This window comes from Streptomyces sp. NPDC055099, from assembly GCF_053607685.1.
The window spans coordinates 98074-116880 of record NZ_JBSGUA010000011.1 but is presented as its reverse complement, the minus strand read 5'-3'; the positions used below and the strand labels follow the sequence as shown (position 1 = coordinate 116880).

Annotated in this window: 17 protein-coding genes; 10 read left to right on the top strand and 7 right to left on the bottom strand. The window is 71.2% G+C overall.

All coding sequences use genetic code 11. From position 1 onward, the window contains the following. Positions 1–1323 carry a uracil-xanthine permease family protein gene (locus tag ACWFRU_RS25920; protein WP_453690570.1) on the top strand — a complete coding sequence of 441 codons (1323 nt, stop codon included), beginning with the start codon at positions 1–3 and terminating at the stop codon, positions 1321–1323. Here ACWFRU_RS25920 and soxR read toward each other — a convergent pair. Beyond that, positions 1280–1747, bottom strand: coding sequence for a redox-sensitive transcriptional activator SoxR (gene soxR / locus ACWFRU_RS25915; RefSeq protein WP_365820809.1), 468 nt, complete (start codon positions 1745–1747; stop codon positions 1280–1282). The genes ACWFRU_RS25920 and soxR overlap by 44 nt on opposite strands. 116 nt (positions 1748–1863) lie before the next feature. Here soxR and ACWFRU_RS25910 point away from each other — a divergent pair, with 116 nt between their 5' ends. Further along, positions 1864–2328 carry a MaoC family dehydratase gene (locus ACWFRU_RS25910; RefSeq protein ID WP_363210804.1) on the top strand — a complete coding sequence of 155 codons (465 nt, stop codon included), beginning with the start codon at positions 1864–1866 and terminating at the stop codon, positions 2326–2328. 15 nt (positions 2329–2343) lie between these two features. On the opposite strand, the gene ACWFRU_RS25905 is transcribed toward ACWFRU_RS25910, so the two are convergent. The 3 genes from ACWFRU_RS25905 to ACWFRU_RS25895 all read right to left on the bottom strand — a co-directional run bounded on the left by ACWFRU_RS25905 (position 2344) and on the right by ACWFRU_RS25895 (position 4574). After that, positions 2344–2976, bottom strand: coding sequence for a TetR/AcrR family transcriptional regulator (locus ACWFRU_RS25905; RefSeq protein WP_453690569.1), 633 nt, complete (start codon positions 2974–2976; stop codon positions 2344–2346). A gap of 69 nt (positions 2977–3045) precedes the next feature. After that, complete coding sequence (locus tag ACWFRU_RS25900; RefSeq protein WP_453690568.1) at positions 3046–3336, bottom strand: YiaA/YiaB family inner membrane protein; 291 nt, start codon at positions 3334–3336, stop codon at positions 3046–3048. A gap of 86 nt (positions 3337–3422) precedes the next feature. Then, complete coding sequence (locus ACWFRU_RS25895; RefSeq protein ID WP_453690567.1) at positions 3423–4574, bottom strand: acyl-CoA dehydrogenase family protein; 1152 nt, start codon at positions 4572–4574, stop codon at positions 3423–3425. A gap of 84 nt (positions 4575–4658) precedes the next feature. On the opposite strand from ACWFRU_RS25895, the gene ACWFRU_RS25890 reads away from it, so the two are divergent. Next, positions 4659–5309 (top strand): TetR/AcrR family transcriptional regulator, encoded by a 651-nt coding sequence (locus ACWFRU_RS25890; protein WP_453690566.1) that lies wholly within the window; start codon positions 4659–4661, stop codon positions 5307–5309. Positions 5310–5449: 140 nt separating this feature from the next. Continuing rightward, on the top strand, positions 5450–6490 hold the full coding sequence (locus ACWFRU_RS25885) for an urea transporter (RefSeq protein WP_453690565.1): 1041 nt from the start codon (positions 5450–5452) through the stop codon (positions 6488–6490). Here the strand turns inward: ACWFRU_RS25885 and ACWFRU_RS25880 are convergent. The 3 genes from ACWFRU_RS25880 to ACWFRU_RS25870 all read right to left on the bottom strand — a co-directional run bounded on the left by ACWFRU_RS25880 (position 6456) and on the right by ACWFRU_RS25870 (position 10542). Next, entirely contained in the window at positions 6456–7820 is a 1365-nt protein-coding gene (locus tag ACWFRU_RS25880; RefSeq protein ID WP_453690564.1) for an MFS transporter, read from the bottom strand. The genes ACWFRU_RS25885 and ACWFRU_RS25880 overlap by 35 nt on opposite strands. A 215-nt stretch (positions 7821–8035) precedes the next feature. After that, on the bottom strand, positions 8036–9118 hold the full coding sequence (locus ACWFRU_RS25875) for a Zn-dependent alcohol dehydrogenase (RefSeq protein WP_453690563.1): 1083 nt from the start codon (positions 9116–9118) through the stop codon (positions 8036–8038). A 35-nt stretch (positions 9119–9153) separates the two neighbouring features. Next, positions 9154–10542, bottom strand: coding sequence for an aldehyde dehydrogenase family protein (locus ACWFRU_RS25870; protein ID WP_453690562.1), 1389 nt, complete (start codon positions 10540–10542; stop codon positions 9154–9156). Positions 10543–10882: 340 nt separating this feature from the next. Here ACWFRU_RS25870 and ACWFRU_RS25865 point away from each other — a divergent pair, with 340 nt between their 5' ends. The 6 genes from ACWFRU_RS25865 to ACWFRU_RS25840 all read left to right on the top strand — a co-directional run bounded on the left by ACWFRU_RS25865 (position 10883) and on the right by ACWFRU_RS25840 (position 18805). Beyond that, positions 10883–12097 (top strand): S8 family peptidase, encoded by a 1215-nt coding sequence (locus ACWFRU_RS25865; RefSeq protein WP_453690561.1) that lies wholly within the window; start codon positions 10883–10885, stop codon positions 12095–12097. Positions 12098–12279: 182 nt separating this feature from the next. Further along, positions 12280–13272 (top strand): LacI family DNA-binding transcriptional regulator, encoded by a 993-nt coding sequence (locus ACWFRU_RS25860; protein ID WP_453690560.1) that lies wholly within the window; start codon positions 12280–12282, stop codon positions 13270–13272. 245 nt (positions 13273–13517) lie between these two features. Beyond that, positions 13518–14786 (top strand): ABC transporter substrate-binding protein, encoded by a 1269-nt coding sequence (locus tag ACWFRU_RS25855; RefSeq protein ID WP_453690730.1) that lies wholly within the window; start codon positions 13518–13520, stop codon positions 14784–14786. Further along, on the top strand, positions 14783–15685 hold the full coding sequence (locus ACWFRU_RS25850) for a carbohydrate ABC transporter permease (RefSeq protein ID WP_453690559.1): 903 nt from the start codon (positions 14783–14785) through the stop codon (positions 15683–15685). Before ACWFRU_RS25855 ends, ACWFRU_RS25850 begins: the two co-directional genes overlap by 4 nt. Further along, positions 15682–16569, top strand: coding sequence for a carbohydrate ABC transporter permease (locus ACWFRU_RS25845; RefSeq protein ID WP_453690558.1), 888 nt, complete (start codon positions 15682–15684; stop codon positions 16567–16569). The genes ACWFRU_RS25850 and ACWFRU_RS25845 overlap by 4 nt, the downstream gene beginning before the upstream one ends. A gap of 13 nt (positions 16570–16582) precedes the next feature. Beyond that, on the top strand, positions 16583–18805 hold the full coding sequence (locus ACWFRU_RS25840) for a beta-xylosidase/alpha-l-arabinosidase (protein WP_453690557.1): 2223 nt from the start codon (positions 16583–16585) through the stop codon (positions 18803–18805). Positions 18806–18807: the final 2 nt, after the last annotated feature.

Below are 18807 nucleotides of genomic sequence, written 5' to 3'. Positions count from 1 at the left end.
GTGGTGGCCGCCGTCGACGAGCGCCTTCCGCTGCCGCGCCTCGCACCGCTCGCCCTCCAGCACCTTCTCGCCGGGATCGCCGCGCCCGTCTCGTCGGTGATCCTGATCGGCACGACGCTGCGGCTGACCACCGCTCAGACGGCCTCGCTCCTCAGCGCCACGCTGGTGCTGTGCGGCATCGGGGCGCTGCTCCAGTCCCTCGGGGTACGGGCGCTGCGGGTCGGCGCCCGGCTGCCGTTCCTGATGCTGCCGGGCGGGGCGGCGGTGGCGATCTTCCTGCAGATCGGGAAGGAGTACGGGGCCGCGACGGCGTCCGGCTCCGTCCTGATCGCCGGGGTGTTCCTGATCTGCGTACTGCCCTTCTACGGACGCGTGGTGAGGCTGTTCCCGCCCCTGGTGATGGGGACGACGGTCGTCCTGATCGGCATCAACATGATCAAGGTGACGGCGCCGATGGTGGCGTCGGGGCCGGGGCCCGGGTTCGCGACGCTCGGCGTCATCGCGCTGCTCTTCCTCGTCCTGCGGGGCGTGTGGCGGCAGATGGCGGTGCTCTTCGGCCTGGTGGGCGGCACGGCCATCGCGCTGCTGCTCGGCACGGACATCCATCTCGCCTCCGGCGCCGCGTTCGCGCTGCCGGACCCCTTCCCTTACGGCGCCCCGCGCTTCGACCTGCTCGCGGCGATCCCGCTGCTGGTCTTCGCGCTCGCCTCGCTCGCCGAGGCCACCGGCCAGACCGTGCTCAACAGCGAGGCGGTCGGCCGCACCCCGGACGCGGGCCGGGACGTGCCGCGCATCGCCCGCGCCGACGCGCTCGTGTCGCTGGGCGCCGGTGTCTTCGGCACATCCTTGATGGTGACGAGCGCCGAGAACATCGGCATCGTCCAACTGACGCGCGTACGCAGCAGGTTCGTCACGGCGGGCGCGGGCGTCCTGCTCGTCGTCTGCGGTCTGCTGACCCCGTTGACGCGCCTGCTCGCCGCCATCCCCGAGCCGGTGGTCGGCGCGGCGGGCCTGGTGATCTACGCGGTGATCGCCGTCCTCGGCTTCAGCATGCTGTCCCGGGTCGACCTCACGCACGGCAGCGACAGCGTGGTGGTCGCCCTCGCCCTGGTCGTGGGGCTGCTGCCGGTGATGACCCCGGGCCTGTACGCGCCGCTGCCGCCCTGGGCGCACACCGTCTTCGGCAGCGGGGTGGCCGCGGGAGCGCTCGCCGCGGTGATCCTGAGCGCGACCTTCCGCCACCTGGGGCCGCGCGACCAGGCCGAAGCCACGCCCGACGTCACGACTGAGGCCGGCGCTCCGCCAACAGACGGGAGCCGGTGAGGCGTTCGCCGAAGACGTCGTCGGGGTTGGAGAGCACGCAGTTCTCCAGGGAGAGACAGCCGCAGCCGATGCAGTCGGTGAGGTGATCGCGCAGGCGGCCCAACTGCTTGATCCGCTCGTCCAGTTCGGAGCGCCAGTCCTCCGAGAGGCGCGCCCAGTCCTCGCGGGTCGGGGTGCGCTCCTCGGGGAGCGAGTCGAGCGCCTCGCGGATCGTGGCGAGCGGGATGCCGACGCGCTGGGCGGCGCGCACGAAGGCGACGCGGCGCAGCGCGTCACGGTGGTAGCGGCGCTGGTTGCCCGAGGTGCGGCGGCTGGTGATCAGGCCCTTGGTCTCGTAGAAGTGCAGGGCGGAGACGGCGGCGCCGCTGCGGGCCGAGAGCTGGCCGACCGTGAGCTCGTGGATCTTCTCTGGGATCTGGGGCACCCCTCCAACCCTAATGGCAGATCCGTCGGCCTCGATGCCCGGTCCGTTGACACGCGTCGGCGTACGCAGCATGCTGAGCAACCGCTTAGTTCGTACATTTTGAGGAGGCCAGGGACATGGCAGAGCCGAGGATCTTCGCGTCGGCCGACGACCTGCGTGCCGGGGTCGGCGAGCAGCTCGGGCACAGCGAGTGGCTGGAGGTCGACCAGAAGCGGATCGACCTGTTCGCCGATGCCACGGGCGACCACCAGTGGATCCACGTGGACGCGGAGAAGGCGGCGCAGGGCCCCTTCAAGACGACCATCGCGCACGGCTATCTGACGCTGTCGCTGCTGCCGAGCCTGGTGCCGGAGGTCATGCGCGTCGAGGGCATGAAGATGGGCGTCAACTACGGCACCAACAAGGTCCGCTTCCCCTCGCCGGTGCCCTCGGGTTCCCGGGTGCGGGCGACCGCCGTGCTCAAGGAGGTCGAGCCGACCAAGGACGGCGGCGTACAGGTCACCGCCGTGGTCACCGTCGAGCGCGAGGGCAGCGAGAAGCCCGCCTGCGTCGCCGAGTCGGTCTCCCGCTACTACTTCTGAGGCGGGCCGAGGGGCTCAGGAGTCCTGCTTCTTGGCCCCCACCATCCGCAGCACGAGGTCGGCGTAGAGCGCGCCGACCTCGTCGGGTGTGCGGGTGCCCGCGACGTTGAACCAGCGGGCCACGTCGATGCAGAGCGAGAGCACGGCGAGCGTGGTGCCCGGCACGTCGGGGACGTCGAACTCCCCGTCCCGCACCCCGTCGTTGATCATGTCCCGCACGGCGGCGTCGGACTGGCGGCGCAGCGCGATGATCTCCGTACGGTGCTCGTCGCCGAGCGCGTCGAGCTCGTACTGCACCACGCGCGCGGTGGTGTGGTGGTCTGCGTGCCAGCGCACGAAGGACCGTACGGCGTCGGCGAGCCGCTCCGCCGCGCTGCCCGGACCGTCGGCCGCGGTGCGCAGGACGCGCAGGGCCTTGTCGTGGCCGATCCGGCTGATGCGGTGGAGCAGCTCTTCCTTGGTCTTGTAGTGGATGTAGAGCGCCGCCGGGCTCATGCCGGCGCGGCCGGCGATGTCCCGGGTCGTCGTCGCGTGGTACCCACGCTCGGCGAAGGCCTCGACGGCGGCGATCAGCAGCCGCCGCGCCGCATCGGGCGTGACCTCGCCCCATGGCAGGTCATCGCCCTCGGTCTGCTCCGCCGTGCTCATCGCCCACTCCTTCCGCCGGTCGGGAGGGACACCATACCCCTGACGGTGAGCAAGCGCTTAGGACGCCGGTCAGGCCACCGGCTTGAACGGGTCGTGTTCGGCGAGAATCTTCTCCAGACGGGCCTGGTCGACGCGGCTGACGAGCTGGTCCGCCTCCTGCCGGTCCCTGATCACCTTGGCGAGGGTGAACGCGGAGGTCGTCAGGTACAGGACGGAGATGGCGAGGAAGGCGCGGATCCAGCCGCTGACGTCGAGGCTGTAGATGCCGATCGCCACGGCGGCGAGCGCCACGGCGAACGACGCGATGGCCTGACCGTAGTAGGCGGTGGTGCTCTGCTGCTTGACCGGTGTCTCACTCATGGGCAGAGCCTCGCCCGGGAGCGGCCGCGCCGCATCCGTTGCCGTACTCAGGTCACGTACTCAGCCCGCACGGCGGGAGGCCGCGCTCAGAAGGCCGAGATCCCGGTGAGCGCCCGCCCGATGACCAGCTTCTGTATCTGGCTCGTGCCTTCGTAGAGCGTCATCACGCGCGCGTCGCGCAGCAGCTTGCCCGCGGGGTACTCGTCGATGTAGCCGTAGCCGCCGAAGACCTGGAGGGCGTTGTTGGCGGCGCGCACCGCGGCCTCGGAGGCGAACAGCTTGGCCTTGGAGGACTCCGTGGTGAAGGGCTGCCCGCGGTCGATGAGGTCGGCGACCCGCCAGGTCAGCAGGCGCGCGGCGTCCACGTCCACCGCGATGTCGCTGATCAGCTCCTGGACCAGCTGGTGCCCCGCGATGGCCTTGCCGAACTGCTCGCGCTCGGTCGCGTACGTCACGGCCGCGTCCAGGGCGGCCTGGGCGATGCCCACGCACCCGGCGGCGACCGACATCCGCCCCTTGGCGAGCGCCGACATGGCCACCGAGAAGCCCTTGCCCTCCGGCGCCATCATGGCCGACGCCGGGACGCGGACATCCTCCAGGACCAGTTCGGCGGTGGCCTGGCCGCGCAGGCCGAGCTTGCCGTGGATCGTGCGGCGGCTGAGGCCCGGGGTCTCGGTCGGCACCAGGAAGGCGGAGACGCCCTTGTGTCCGGGGGCGTCGTTCGTCCGCGCGAAGAGCAGCACGACATCGGCCCAGGTGCCGTTCGTGATGAACATCTTGGAGCCGCTGATGACGTAGTCGCCGCCGTCGCGCACGGCCTTCGTGGAGAGGTTGCCCGCGTCGGACCCGGTGCCCGGCTCGGTGAGCCCGAAGCATCCGACGAGCTCACCGGAGGTGAGGCCCGGCAGCCACTGCCGCTTCTGCTCCTCGTTCCCCCAGTACGCGATGGTCTTGGCCACGAGTCCCAGCGAGACCGACACGATGCCGCGCACGGACGAGTCGCCGCGCCCCAGCTCCTCGGTCACCAGGCAGTAGGCGAGGTGGTCGCCGGCCGAGCCGCCGTACTCCTCGTCGACGGTGAGCCCGAGGAATCCGACCTCGCCGAGCTTCTTCACGATCGAGCGGTCGACGCTCTCGGCGCGGTCCCACTCGATGACGTGGGGCGCGATCTCGCGGGCCACGAAGTCCTTCGCCAGCTGCCGGACGGCGGACTGCTCCTCGCTGAGCTCCAGGTTCATCGGGGGCACCTCTTCGGATCGACGCGTGGGACCAGATTTAAATTAGCACTGCTAGTTTCTTGCGGCAGCCCTACTATGTGCCGCATGGCCCGACCGCGCAAGCCCCTCCTCAGCAGAGATCGCATCGTCGAGACGGCGCGCGCGCTCGTGGACGCCGAGGGCCTCGCCGCCGTCTCGACGCGTCGCCTCGCCGCCGAGCTCGGGGTCAGCGGGCCCTCGCTCTACAACCACTTCCGTACGAAGGACGAGATCCTGGAGGCGGTCGCGGACTCGGTGAGCGCGCAGGTCGACCTGTCGATGTTCGACGCCGCCGACGGGCGCGACTGGCGGACGGCGCTGCACGACTGGGCCGTCTCCTACCGTGCGGCGCTCACCCTGCACCCCAACATCGTTCCGGTGCTCGCGAGCGGCCCCGGCCGCCGCCCGGCCGGACTGCGCCTGGCGGACGCGGTGTTCGGGGCGATGGTGGACGCGGGCTGGCCCGCCGCGCAGGCCACGTCGATCGGCGCGCTGATGCGGTACTTCATCATGGGCTCGGCGCTCGGCTCCTTCGCCGGCGGCTTCGTGGACGACGCGACCGCCTACGACCCGGCCGACTATCCGCACCTCGGTCAGGCCCACCTCCTTGCCGACCGCCAGCAGGAGATCGACGAGCGCGCCTTCGAGACGGGCCTGCGGGCGCTGCTCGACGGGCTGGCGCTGCAGTACGCGCAGGTGGCGGCACCCGCCGTATAACCGGGGGCCGGGCGGCCAAGGTGACGCCCACGGGTGCGCGGGCACGGCAGACGCTCCTCGGTATCGCCGCACCCCGCCAGGTAGATGTAAAGTGCACCTGCCTTGTCGGGGGAAACATGGACGTAACACGGGAGTGAGCCGTGCGGCACTCAACGGATGCCAAGAGCCTGCCACTTCGGGCCCTGCCCTTCGCCGCCCACGTCCTGCGCGGCCAGGCGCAGGTCACCTTCCTGCCCAGCGCGGCGGCGGGCGCGGTCTTCGGCGTTGCGCTCTTCGCGGCGGGATGGCATTACGGCCTCTACGGGCTCGCGGGCGCGGCCGTCGGCACGGGGACGGCGCGGCTCCTCGGGGCGGCGCACGACCGCGTCTCCACGGGGCTCGAAGGGTTCAACGCCTGCCTCACCGCCCTGTGTTTCGCGGTGTTCCTCGGGGCCGGGCACCTGTCCACGGCCGTGCTCGCCCTCGCGGGCTGCGTGGTGGTCACGGTGGTGACGGCGGCGGCCGTCAACCTCCTCGCCGTCTGGGAACTGCCCTCGCTCACGCTCCCGTACTGCCTGCTCGCGAGCGTGACGACGATGGCCGCGCCCGGATTCGAGCGGGTCTGGCACCACCGGGTCGACCCGGCGGCGCTGACGCAGGCGGCGCGTGGTCCGACAGCGCTGCAACTCGTCGATCTGACGCGCGGGTTCTTCGCGGGCTTCGCCCAGATCTTCTTCATGCCGCAGTGGTACGTCGGCGTGATCCTGCTCGTGGGTCTCTTCGTCGCGAGCCGTCGCGCGGGCGCCGTGGCCTGCCTCGGCAGCCTGACCGGCATCGGCACGGCGGTCGCGCTCGGCGCCCCGGCCGCGCGGATCGCCGACGGCACGATGGGATACAACGCGGTCCTTGTGGCGCTCGCGCTGTGCGGCGTCTTCCTGCCCTCCCGGGGCGTGACACTCGTGTACGCGCTTGTCGGCGCCGCCACGGCGACCCTCGCGGGTTCGGCCATGACGGCGCTCCTCGCGCCGTCCGGCGGGCACGCGTTCACCTGGCCGTTCGTGCTGACGACCCTCGCGTTCCTGGCCGCGGCCAAGTCCTTCTCACGCCTGGGCGAACCGGCCGCGGCTCCGTCGTCGAAGACGGCGCCGCGACCGGGCAGCGCCTCCGTCAGCGGGAACTCGCCCGCCCCGCAAGCACCTTGATTGAGATCAGGGCGATCACCGCGAGGCCGATGATGTACGCGGAGACGGCCATCGAGGTGCCCGTCGCCTCCAGGAGCAGCACCATCACGAAGGGCGCGAGCCCACCGCCGAACACGGCCGCGATCTGGTAGCCGAGCGAGGCTCCCGTGTAGCGCATCTCGGCGGTGAACAGCTCCGCGAACAGCGCGGCCTGCGGCCCGTACATGATGCTGAGGAAACAGCTGGTGACGAAGGTGCCGACGGCCAGCCACAGCAGCGAACCGGTGTCGATGAGCAGGAACATCGGCACCGCCCAGACCGCGAGCCCCGCGGCGCCCAGAGCGTAGATCCTCAGCCGCCCGATGCGGTCGGAGAGCGCGGCGGACGCCGGGATCAGGGCGAGTTGGGTGAGGCTCACGCAGAGCGAGACGGTGAGGACCGCGCTGCGCTCCATGTCGAGTTCGCGGGTGGTGTAGTCGAGGACGCCGGTGATGATGATGTAGAAGGTCGCCGTGTTCACCGCGAACGAGCCGCCCGCCAGGAAGACGGTGCCGAGGTGGTGGCGCAGGATCGTCCGCAGGGGCGAGTTGCCCCCTTCGCCGCCCGCGCCCTTCTGGGCCTTCTCCTTCTCCGCGAGGGCCTTCTCCGCCTCACGGAACTCCGGGGTCTCCTCCACGCGCGTGTGGATGTACCAGGCGAGCACGAGGACGAGGAGCCCGACCATGAAGGGCACCCGCCATCCCCACGACTCGAAGGTGCTCTCGCTGGTGACGGCACCGGCGATCAGGAAGACCGTGTTGGCGCTCACCACGCCGATGGGCACACCGAGCTGGACCAGGCTGCCGTAGAGGCCGCGCTTTCCCTCGGGGGCGTACTCGGTGGCCATCAGCATCGCGCCGCCCCACTGTGCGCCCACCGCGATGCCCTGGAACACGCGGAGGGTGACGAGGAGGATCGGCGCGGCGATGCCGACGGTCTCGTACGTGGGGAGCAGGCCGATTCCCGTGGTGGAGAGGCCCATCAAGGTCAGAGCGAGGACCAGCATGGGCTTGCGGCCACGCTTGTCGCCGAGGTGCCCGGCGATGATGCCGCCGATGGGACGGGCCAGGAAGCCGACCGCGAAGGTGGCGAACGCGGCGAGGACTCCGGCGGAGGAACTGCCGGAGGGGAAGTACAGGTCGCCCAGGACGAGGGCGGCCGCGATGCCGAAGACGAAGTAGTCGTACCACTCGACGGCCGAGGCGAGGGCGGCCGCGGTGGCGACCTTGCGGCGGTGGGGATCGGACGGGTTCGCGGCCTGAGCGGACGGGGCGTGGGGGGCCGCCGTGGGGGCGGACGGTGCGGGGTCCATTGTGGTGCACACTCCGGTGGGTCCGGGGACGGGACGGGGGGTGGGCGTGTGATTGCAGGGACCGTACCGACCGGTGGGTATGTGGTCAACGGTTCGCGCCGGACGGGCTGGACATCCAGCCCGTCCGGCGTTTGAGGACATCTTGTACGGGGTCTGGGGCGGAGCCGCAGTTTCGGGAAGGGGCGGGATTGGGGAAAGCCCCGCAGGGACCGCCCCTAGAACACCACCAACGCCCTGCCGCCCTTCCCCGCGACCATGTTCTCGAAGGCCGCCGGGATGCCGTCCAGGGCGATCCGGTCCGTCACCAGGCCGCTCAGATCGAAGCGCCCCGCGCGGATATGGTCCGCAAGGACCGGCAGATCCACCGCCGGGTCGGAGTTCCCGTACACGCACCCGGCAAGGGTCCTGCCCCAGTGGAAGATCTCCAGGGCGTTGAAGGTGACCTGCTGGTCCTTGCCGCCGATGCCGACCACCGTCGTACGCCCGCCGCGCCGCGTGGACTCCCAGGCCGTACGGATCGTCACCGCGCGGCCCACGCACTCCACGGCCACGTCCACGCCCTGGCCGCCGGTCAGCTTGCGGATGTCCTTGGGCGTCTTCTCGGAGGCGACGACGTACTCCGTCGCTCCGGCCGAGCGCGCCAGCTCCTCCTTCTCCGGGGACACGTCGACCGCGATGATCCGCGAGGCACCGGCGATCCGTGCCGCCTGGAGCGTCGCGAGGCCCACGCCGCCGACCCCGAAGACCGCCACCGTCTCGCCCTCGCGGACCTTCGCGGAGTGGTGCACGGCGCCGTAGCCGGTGAGCACGGCGCAGCCGAGGAGGGCGGCGTCCGTCAGCGGGACGCCGTCCGGGGCGGGCAGCACGCAGTTGCCCGCCACCACCGTCTCCTCGGCGAACGCGGCGACGTTCAGGCCCGGGTGCAGGTCGGCGCCGTCCGAGGCGCGCTTGGCGTACACGTCGGCGGCGCCGGCCAGCGCGTTCACGCACAGCCACACCTCGCCGAGCGAGCAGGGGTGACAACTGCCGCAAGAGGGCGCCCAGTTGAGGACGACCCCGTCGCCGGGGGCGACATGCGTGACCCCCTCCCCCACGGAAACGACCGTTCCCGCGCCCTCGTGACCGAGCACGGCGGGCACGGGCACCCGCATCGTGCCGTTGGTCAGGGACAGGTCGGAGTGGCAGACCCCGGCGGCGGCGAGGCGCACCCGCACCTGGCCTGGACCCGGCTCGGGCAGGTCGATCTCGGTGATCTCCAGCGGAGAACCGACGGCGGGCAGAACGGCGGCGCGGACCACGGTGACGTACTCCTTGAAAGGCGGGCGGGAAGGGATCAGAACTGGAGGGACTTCGTCTGGAGGTACTCGGCGAGCCCGTGCGGGCCCAGCTCGCGCCCCACCCCCGACTGCTTGTAACCGCCGAACGGGGCGAGGGGGTTGAAGCTGCCGCCGTTGATGTCGACCTGGCCCGTGTCCATGCGGCGGGCGAAGGCGACCGCCTCCGCGTCGTCGGCCGCCCAGACCGCGCCCGCGAGCCCGTACACGGTGCCGTTGGCGATCCGCAGGGCCTCGTCCTCGTCCTCGTACCGGATGATCGAGACGACCGGTCCGAAGATCTCCTCCTGGGCGATCGTCATGTCCGGGGTGACGTCGGCGAAGACCGTCGGCTGGACGAAGTAGCCCTGCTCGCGCGGCGCTTCGGAGCCACCGGCCACCACGCGTGCGCCTTCCTCGACGCCCTTGTCGATGTAACCGCGCACGCGCGCCTGTTGCTTGGCGTTGACGACGGGGCCGATGCGGGAGCCGTACTTGACCGCGGCGGCCGAGGCGAGCGCGACCGCCTCGTCGTAGCGCTCCGAGTCCACCAGCATGCGGGTCCACGCGCTGCACGTCTGGCCCGAGTTGGACATGACGTTCGCAACGCCGACGTTGACCGCCTTGGCCAGGTCGGCGCTGGGCAGGATGACGTTGGCGGACTTGCCGCCGAGTTCCAGGGCGACGCGCTTGACGGCCGCGCCCGCGGTGGCGCCGATCTGCTTGCCGACCGCCGTCGAGCCGGTGAAGGAGACCAGGTCGACGTCCTCGTGCTCGGCGAGCGCCTGTCCGGCGACCGGGCCGAGCCCGGTGACCAGGTTGAAGACACCGGCGGGGATGCCCGCCTCGTGCGCGGCCTCGGCGAAGAGCTGGGCCGTGAGCGGGGTGTCCTCGGCGGGCTTCAGGACCACCGTGCAGCCCGCGGCGAGCGCGGGGGCGACCTTGTTGACGATCTGGTGGAGGGGGTAGTTCCAGGGGGTGATCGCGCCGACCACACCGACCGGCTCCATGTAGACCGTGGAGTTGCCGATCTTCTCCTCGAAGGCGTACGTCGCCGCCAGCTCGGCATACGAACCGGCGACCAGGATCGGTACGCCCGCGTGCACCATCTGCGAGAACGGCAGCGGCGAGCCGAGCTCCGCCGTCACCGTCTCGGCGATCTCGTCCTTGCGGGCGACCAGCTGGTCGCGCAGCGCGCCGATGAGCGCGCCGCGCTCGGCGGGCGGGGTCGCCGCCCAGCCGGGGAAGGCCTCGCGGGCGGCGCGCACCGCCGCGTCGACGTCCTGTGCCGTGCCTGCCGGGACCTGACCGATCGGCTGCTCGTCGGCCGGGTTCAGGACCGTGATCGTGTCCGTGCCGACGGCGGGCCGCCAGGCGCCGCCGATGTACATGCCGTCGTGGGCCTTCATCGCACTCCTCAGATAGTCGTCCGCACCCCAAACTAGCGCTGATAGTTTTTCGGCACCAGGGGCGTCGGAAGGGCGTCAGGGCCAGGTGCGGACCAGGGACATTCACCCCGGCGCGACACCTACCCCCCATACGGTCCGCCGAAATTCCGTTTCATGCATGTGACAGACACATGTCAAGTCGTCAACTCTCTTGATCTACGCCCGTAGAGCCGACATTCTGCTGAGCGCGCCGGGAGCGGAACGCACCGCTCCCGGCTGTGTGTGCGATCACGCACACGCCCCCACAGTTGCGCCGCCCGACCCCAGGGCGAGCGCCGCCTATGAGGAGGACTCCCTCGTAATGGCAATGCTGCGCAGCAAGAAGACTGTGATCGCCGCGGCGATCTCGACCGCCACCGCCGCCACCCTGTTCGGTGCGGTCACCGCCCTTCCGGCCCAGGCCGCTCCCGCCGAGGGCACCGTGATCGGGGCCGGCTCGGCCGACGCCGTCAAGGGCAGCTACATCGTCACGCTGAAGAAGGACTCGGGCTTCAAGGCCGCCTCGACCCAGGGCAAGGGCCTGATATCCGAGTACGGCGGGTCGGTGAAGAAGACCTTCAAGTCCGCGCTCGACGGGTACACCGTCGAACTGAGCGCGGCGGAGGCGAGACGCCTCGCCGCCGACCCCGCCGTCGCCTCGGTGGAGCAGAACCGCACGGTCAAGGCCGACGCGACCCAGACCAACGCCCCCTGGGGCCTGGACCGCATCGACCAGACGAGCCTGCCGCTGTCCGGCAGCTACACCTACCCGGACACCGCGGGCTCGGGCGTCACGGCGTACGTGATCGACACCGGCGTGCGCATCACGCACTCCGAGATCAGCGGGCGCGCGGTGAACGGCTATGACGCGGTCGACCGCGACAACACCGCCCAGGACGGCAACGGCCACGGCACGCACGTGGCCACCACCATCGCGGGCAAGACGTACGGCGTCGCCAAGAAGGCCAAGATCGTGGCCGTCCGCGTGCTCGACAACAACGGCTCCGGCACGACCGCCGGTGTCATCGCGGGCATCGACTGGGTGACGGGCAACCACACGGCGGGCGCTCCCGCCGTGGCCAACATGTCGCTCGGCGGCGGCGCGTCCACCACCCTCGACAACGCGGTGAAGAACTCCATCGCCGACGGTGTCAGCTACGCGGTCGCCGCGGGCAACGAGGGCGTCAACGCCTCCTCGTCGTCCCCGGCACGGGTCCCCGCGGCCATCACGGTGGGCGCCACCAGCAACACGGACGCCAAGGCGAGCTGGTCCAACTACGGCTCGGTCCTGGACATCTTCGCGCCGGGCGTCTCCATCAAGGCGGGCTGGCACACCGGCGACACGGCCACGAACACCATCTCCGGTACGTCGATGGCCACCCCGCACGTCGCGGGTGCCGCGGCGGTCTACCTGGCGGGCCACACCTCGGCCACGCCCGCCCAGGTCGCGTCCGCGCTGGTGAACGGAGCCACCACGGGCAAGGTCACGAGCCCGGGCAGCGGTTCGCCGAACAGGCTGCTCAAGATCGTCCCGTAGTCGACAAGTAGATAACCAGTAGCACCCCGTTCCCCGGAGGCAGCCGGCGCCTCCGGGGAACTTTGCGGTGCGAGACCTATCCTCTCCTCTAGGCTTCTCGTCAACTCCGGTGTTCCGGAAGACTTCTGCAAGGTTTCGACGGAGTTCTACGGAGGTGCGAAGTGAGCCGGTCCAGGAGCAAGGTGACCATCACGGAGATAGCCAGGCAGGCGGGCGTCTCGGTGCCGACGGTGTCACGGGTGGTCAACGGCCGGTCCGATGTCTCCGAGGACACCCGCGCGCGCATCGAGGACCTGTTGCGCGAGCACGGCTACGAACGGCGGGCGAGCGCGCCCGGCAGCCGCGCCGCCCTGGTCGACCTGGTCTTCAACGACCTCGACAGCCCCTGGGCCGTGGAGATCATCCGCGGCGTGGAGGAAGTGGCGCACGCGGCAGGCGCGGGCACGGTCGTCTCCGCGATCCACGGGGCGTCGGGCTCGGCCCGCCAGTGGATGAAGAACCTGCGGGCCCGCGCGTCGGACGGCGTGATCCTGGTGACCTCCGTCCTGGAGCCGATGCTCCACGACGAGCTGCGGCGGCTCGGCGTACCGCTCGTCGTGATCGACCCTGCGGGATCGCCCGCCCTGGACGCACCGACCGTGGGCGCCACCAACTGGGCCGGCGGGATGGCCGCGACGGAGCATCTGCTCTCCCTGGGCCACCGCAGGATCGGCTTCATCGCGGGCCCGCCGAGGCTCCTGTGCTCCCGGGCCAGGCTCGACGGCTACCGTGCGGCCCTGGAGAGCGCGGGCGTGCCGGTCGACGACGCGCTGATCGTGCCGGGCGACTTCTACCACGCGTCCGGGTTCGCCGGGGCGGGTGAACTCCTCGGCCTCGCAGAGCCGCCGACCGCGCTCTTCGCCGCGAGCGACCAGATGGCGCTCGGCGCGATCGAGGCCCTGCGGCGGCGCGGCCTGCGGGTTCCCGAGGACCTCAGCGTGGTGGGCTTCGACGATCTGCCGGAGGTGAGCTGGTCGGCGCCGCCCCTGACGACGGTGCGCCAGCCGCTGTCCGACATGGGGAAACTGGCGGCCCGTACGGTGCTGCGGCTCGCGCTCGGCGAGGAGCCCGCGTCGCCCCGCATCGAGCTGGCCACGGAGCTGGTGGTGCGCGCGAGCACCGCGGCCCGCGTCTGAGCCCCGCCCCCTTCCTCCCTCCTCCCGCCTCCTCTCGCCTCCTCCCGCTGGTACCGCGAACTCCCTTTCCTGTCAGGAGCGTTGACATGCCCGGACGCCGCCCGTAACTTCCGTGCGCATCGACCGATAATTTTCGGAACCCTTCCGGAAGGTGCGCTGCGATGCCTAACCCTCCCCTGCGCCGACTGTGCCGACCGGGCCGTCCGGGCCGACGCATACGTACGGCCCTGGCCACCGCGGCCCTGATGCTCGCCGCCACCGGCCTCTCCGCCTGCGGCAGCGGCGGCCCCCAGGACAGCGCGGGCGGTGGTGGCGCCGCGCTGGAGGCCTGGGTCTACGGCGACCCGTCGGCCGCCGTACAGCGCAAGGTCGTCGACCGCTTCAACAAGACCTCGGACATCAAGGTGAAGCTCGTCGAGATCCCCGGCGAGGGCTACCAGGACAAGATGCGCACCTCCATGGGCACCGCCAACGCCCCCGACATCTTCTTCAACTGGGGCGGCGGCTCCATCAGCGACTTCGCGGCGAAGGACATGCTGGTCGACCTCGGCCCGTACATGAAGAAGGACCCCGCGCTGAAGAAGGCGTTCATCCCCTCGATCCTGGACGCGGGCCGCATCGACGGGACGTACTACGGCGTCCCGATGCGCGGCATGCAGCCGGTGATCCTCTTCTACAACAAGAAGGTCTTCCGCGAGGCGGGCGCCCAACCGCCGTCGTCCTGGGCCGACATGCTCGACCTGATCGACACCTTCAAGGAGAAGGACGTCACGCCCTTCGCGCTCGCGGGCGCCGACCCGTGGACCGAACTGATGTGGCTCGAGTACCTCCTCGACCGGATCGGCGGGCCCGAGGTCTTCCAGAAGATCATGGACGGCGACGCGTCCGCCTGGAACGACCCCGCCATGATCAAGGCGGGCGAGATGATCCGGGACCTGGTCGACCGCGGGGCCTTCGGCAAGAACTACAAGTCCGTCAACTACACGGCCGACGGCGCGTCCACCCTGTTCGCGCGCGGCAAGGCCGCCATGCACCTGATGGGCAGCTGGGAGTACGCCAACCAGCAGGCCAACCAGAAGGAGTTCGCCAAGTCGGGACTCGGCTGGACGTCCTTCCCGGCGGTGCCGGACGGCAAGGGCGACCCGAAGGACGTCGTCGGCAACCCCACCAACTACTGGTCCGTCAACGCCACCCAGGTGAAGAAGGGCGAACGGCGCGACGCCGCCGTGGAGTTCCTGAAGTTCGCCTCCCAGGACGCCTACGCCAAGGATCTCGTCGCCAACGGGGACGTCCCGGCGACCTCGGACGCGAAGAAGCAGCTCAGCGCGCACAAGAGCCCCGAGTACGCCACCTACCAGTACGACATGGTGAGCGAGGCCCCGTCCTTCACGCTCTCCTGGGACCAGGCGCTCCCCGCCAAGTTCACCGCCCCGCTCACCAACAACCTGCAGAAACTCTTCAACGGCGACCTGAGCCCGAAGGGCTTCGCCGACGCGATGCGGCGCGTGCGGTGAGCCCGGCCCCCACCGGCAGCCGCGTGGGCCGCCCCGGCCTGCTGTGGGCCGCGCCCGGCGCCCTGTTCTTCCTCTGCTTCGCGCTCGGCCCGCTCCTCCTCGTCGGCTATCTCTCCTTCACCGAGTGGGACGGACTCGGCGGCCTGCCCTCCTTCAGCGGCACCGGCAACTGGCGCCGCCTGTGGGAGGACTCCACGATGCGCGGGGCGATCGTCCTGAGCCTGCTGCTCACCGCGCTGACCTGGCTCGTCCAGACGCCGATCGCACTGCTGCTCGGCGTCTGGGCGGCGGGCAGGCAGAAGAACCGCGCGGTGCTCAGCGCCATCTTCTTCCTGCCGCTGCTGGCCTCCTCCGTGGCGCTCGCGCTGCTCTGGAAGACGCTCCTCGACCCCAACTTCGGCCTGATCGCCGACATCGGGCCCTGGATCGGCTTCGCGGACGGCGACGTGCTCGGCTCCTCGCGCGGCGCGTTCGGCGCGGTGCTCTTCGTGGCGGCCTGGCAGTTCATCCCGTTCCACACCCTGCTCTACCAGGGCGGCGCCCGGCAGATCCCGCGCTCCCTCTACGACGCGGCGTCGATCGACGGAGCGGGCACGGTGCGGCAGTTCTTCCACATCACGCTGCCGCAGCTGCGCAACACCGTCATCACCTCGTCCGTCCTGATGGTGGTCGGCGCGCTGACGTTCTTCGACACCGTGCTGATCCTCACCGAGGGCGGCCCCGGCACGGACACCACGATCGTCCCCTACTGGATGTACGAGACCGGCTTCGTCTCCCGCGACATGGGCTACGCGAGCGCCATCGCCACCGCGCTCGTCGTGGTCGCGACGGGCATCTCCCTGCTCCTCGTACGCCTCACCGGCTTCACGGCGATGCGCTCCACACGGGAGGGCCTGTGACCAGCACCATCGAGCGGCCGGGCACACGTACCCCCGTACGGCCGCCGCGCAAGACCGGCACTCGGCGGCGCGCCCGCCCCAACCTCCCGGCCGGAGCTGCCTCGCTGATCTGGCTGGTGATCATCGCGCTGCCGCTGTACGTCCTGCTCGCCACGACCCTCCAGTCGCGCGACGCCTACTTCGACCGCGGCCCGCTCTCCGTGCCCACCGATCCGACCCTCGACAACTACCGCCGCGTCCTGGACAGCAGCTTCTTCACCTACCTCCTCAACACCGCCGTGGTCACGGTCGCCTGCGTCGCCATCGTCCTGGTGCTCGGGGTGTGCGTCGGCTACGCGGTGGTGCGGGCGCGGGGCCGGGGCGCCCAGCGCCTCTTCCAGATGTTCCTGCTCGGCCTCGCGATCCCCGCCCAGGCCGTGATCATCCCGGTGTTCCTGCTGATCACGAAGTTGCAGCTGTACGACTCGCTGCTCGCGGTGATCCTGCCGACGGCCGCGTTCGCACTGCCCGTGAGCGTGCTGATCCTCGCCGGTTCCATGCGGGACATCGACGAGGAGCTGTACGAGTCCATGGCCCTCGACGGAGCCGGGCCCACCCGCATCCTGCTGCGCCTGGTCGTCCCGATGTCCCGCGGGGGCATCTCCACGGCCGCCGTCTACACCGCGCTCCAGGCCTGGAACGGCTTCCTCTTCCCGCTGATCCTCACCCAATCCCCCGAGTCCCGGGTGCTCACCCTCGGGCTCTACGACTACGTCGGCGAGTTCCGCGTCGACGTGCCGGCGCTGCTCGCCGCCGTGGTCCTTTCCATCGTGCCCATCTTCGCCGTGTACCTCTTCGCCCGCCGTCAGCTGGTCGACGGTCTGATGGGCGCGGGCGGCCGCTGACTTGAGGAGTTCCATGGTCCACCCCTGGCAGGACACCACGCTGCCCGCCTCCGAGCGGGCCGCGGACCTGCTCGCCCGGATGACGGCACAGGAGCGGCTCGCCCAGCTCTACAGCGTCTGGCCCGGCTCGGACGCCCAGGAGGAGAGCGCCGATGTGGCGCCGCTCCAGCACGAGGTGGCCGAACGCGTCGACCTTCAGGCGCTGCTCCCCCACGGCCTCGGCCAAGTGACACGGCCCTTCGGCACGGCCCCGGTGGAACCCGCCGAGGGCGCAGCCCGGCTCGCCGCCCTCCAGGAGCGCGTCCGCGCCGCGAACCGCTTCAGCCTGCCCGCGGTCGCGCACGAGGAGTGCCTCACCGGCTTCACGGCCTGGCAGGCGGCCGTCTTCCCCACTCCGCTCGCCTGGGGCGCGTCCTTCGACCCCGAACTGGTCGGCAGGATGGCCGAGTCCATCGGTACGTCGATGCGCGCGGTCGGCATCCACCAGGGGCTCGCCCCGGTCCTCGACGTCGTGCGCGACCCCCGCTGGGGCCGCACGGAGGAGTCCATCGGCGAGGACCCGTATCTGGTGGCGACCATCGGCACGGCGTACGTCCAGGGCCTGCAATCGGCGGGGATCGTGGCCACGCTCAAGCACTTCGCGGGCTACGGGGCATCGCGCGGGGCCCGTAACCACGCGCCGGTGTCCATCGGCCCGCGCGAACTGGCGGACGTCATACTCCCTCCCTTCGAGATGGCGATACGTGACGGGGGCGCGAGGTCCGTCATGCCCGCGTACAACGACCTTGACGGGCTCCCGGCCCACGCCCACCGGGCGCTGCTCACACAACTCCTGCGCGACGAGTGGGGTTTCACCGGCACCGTCGTCTCCGACTACTTCGGGGTGTCCTTCCTGGAGTCGGCCCACGGGGTGACGGACTCCAGGGCGGGGGCGGCGGCGCTCGCCCTGGCCGCGGGCGTGGACGTGGAACTCCCGGCGGTACGGTGCTTCGGCGCCGGGGCCGCCGCCCCCGGGGACGCGGTGGACCGTGCCGCACTTCGCGTACTGACCCAGAAGTGCGAACTGGGTCTGCTCGACCCGGACTGGACGCCGGCTCCCCCGGCGGGGCCGCTGGACCTGGACCCGCCCCATATGCGGCTGCTGGCACGTGAGTTGGCCGAGGAGTCGGTGGTCCTGCTCGCCAACCCGGGCGGGGCCCTCCCTCTCCGCCCCCGCACACGTGTCGCCGTGGTGGGCCCGCTCGCCGACGACCCGGCGGCGATGCTCGGCTGCTACACCTTCCCGCGCCATGTGGGCGTGGAACACCCGGAGTTGCCGATGGGCGTCGCGGTCGCGACCCTGCTCCAGGCACTGCGAGCGGAGTTCCCGGACGCGGTGTTCGTCGACGACCCGGCCGACGCGGAGGTCTGCGTGGCGGTGGTGGGCGACCGCTCGGGCCTCTTCGGACGGGGCACGTCGGGCGAGGGCTGCGACGCGGCGGACCTGGAACTGCCGGACGGCCAGGGCAAGTTGCTGGACACGCTACTCACCGCGGGAACACCCACGATCCTGGTGCTGCTCTCCGGCCGGCCGTACGCGCTCGGGCGCTGGGCGGACCGTCTCGCGGGGGTGGTGCAGGCGTTCTTCCCGGGCGAGGAGGGCGGTGGTGCGGTCGCGGGGGTCCTTTCGGGCCGGGTCAATCCGTCGGGGCGACTGCCGGTCAGCGTGCCGCGTGAGCCGTCGGGCCAGCCCTGGACGTACCTGGCTCCCCCGCTGGGCCACCGCGGCGAGGCGAGCAACCTCGATCCGACGCCGCTGTACCCCTTCGGGCACGGCCTCTCGTACACGACGTTCGGGTGGGAGGTGTCCCCCGTCCCCGCCGAGCTGCCCACGGACGGCGAGGTGACGCTGCGGCTGACGGTCACCAACACGGGGCCCGTTCCCGGCACGGAGGTCGTCCAGCTCTACCTCCACGATCCCGTGGGCCAGGTGGCACGCCCGGTGACCCGCCTGATCGGTTACGCCCGCGTGCCGCTGTCACCGGGCGAGTCCGCGGAGGTCGAGGCCACGTTCCATGCCGACCTGGCGTCGTACACGGGCCCCGAGGGCCACCGCGTCGTGGACCCGGGCGCCCTGGAACTCCGCTTCGGCCCCTCCAGCGCGACAACCCACGGCCGGGTGCCACTGACCCTGACGGGCCCGGAGCGGATCGTGGGCCATGAGCGGCGTATGCGGTGTGAGGTGCGGGTGAAGTAGCA

What these genes read in the sequence shown, in the direction of transcription:
- ACWFRU_RS25910 (WP_363210804.1), top strand. Translation starts at nt 1,864, where the DNA reads ATGGCAGAGCCGAGGATCTTCGCGTCGGCCGACGACCTGCGTGCCGGG.
- ACWFRU_RS25905 (WP_453690569.1), bottom strand. Translation starts at nt 2,976, where the DNA reads ATGAGCACGGCGGAGCAGACCGAGGGCGATGACCTGCCATGGGGCGAG.
- ACWFRU_RS25900 (WP_453690568.1), bottom strand. Translation starts at nt 3,336, where the DNA reads ATGAGTGAGACACCGGTCAAGCAGCAGAGCACCACCGCCTACTACGGT.
- ACWFRU_RS25895 (WP_453690567.1), bottom strand. Translation starts at nt 4,574, where the DNA reads ATGAACCTGGAGCTCAGCGAGGAGCAGTCCGCCGTCCGGCAGCTGGCG.
- ACWFRU_RS25890 (WP_453690566.1), top strand. Translation starts at nt 4,659, where the DNA reads ATGGCCCGACCGCGCAAGCCCCTCCTCAGCAGAGATCGCATCGTCGAG.
- ACWFRU_RS25880 (WP_453690564.1), bottom strand. Translation starts at nt 7,820, where the DNA reads ATGGACCCCGCACCGTCCGCCCCCACGGCGGCCCCCCACGCCCCGTCC.
- ACWFRU_RS25870 (WP_453690562.1), bottom strand. Translation starts at nt 10,542, where the DNA reads ATGAAGGCCCACGACGGCATGTACATCGGCGGCGCCTGGCGGCCCGCC.
- ACWFRU_RS25865 (WP_453690561.1), top strand. Translation starts at nt 10,883, where the DNA reads ATGGCAATGCTGCGCAGCAAGAAGACTGTGATCGCCGCGGCGATCTCG.
- ACWFRU_RS25855 (WP_453690730.1), top strand. Translation starts at nt 13,518, where the DNA reads ATGCTCGCCGCCACCGGCCTCTCCGCCTGCGGCAGCGGCGGCCCCCAG.
- ACWFRU_RS25840 (WP_453690557.1), top strand. Translation starts at nt 16,583, where the DNA reads ATGGTCCACCCCTGGCAGGACACCACGCTGCCCGCCTCCGAGCGGGCC.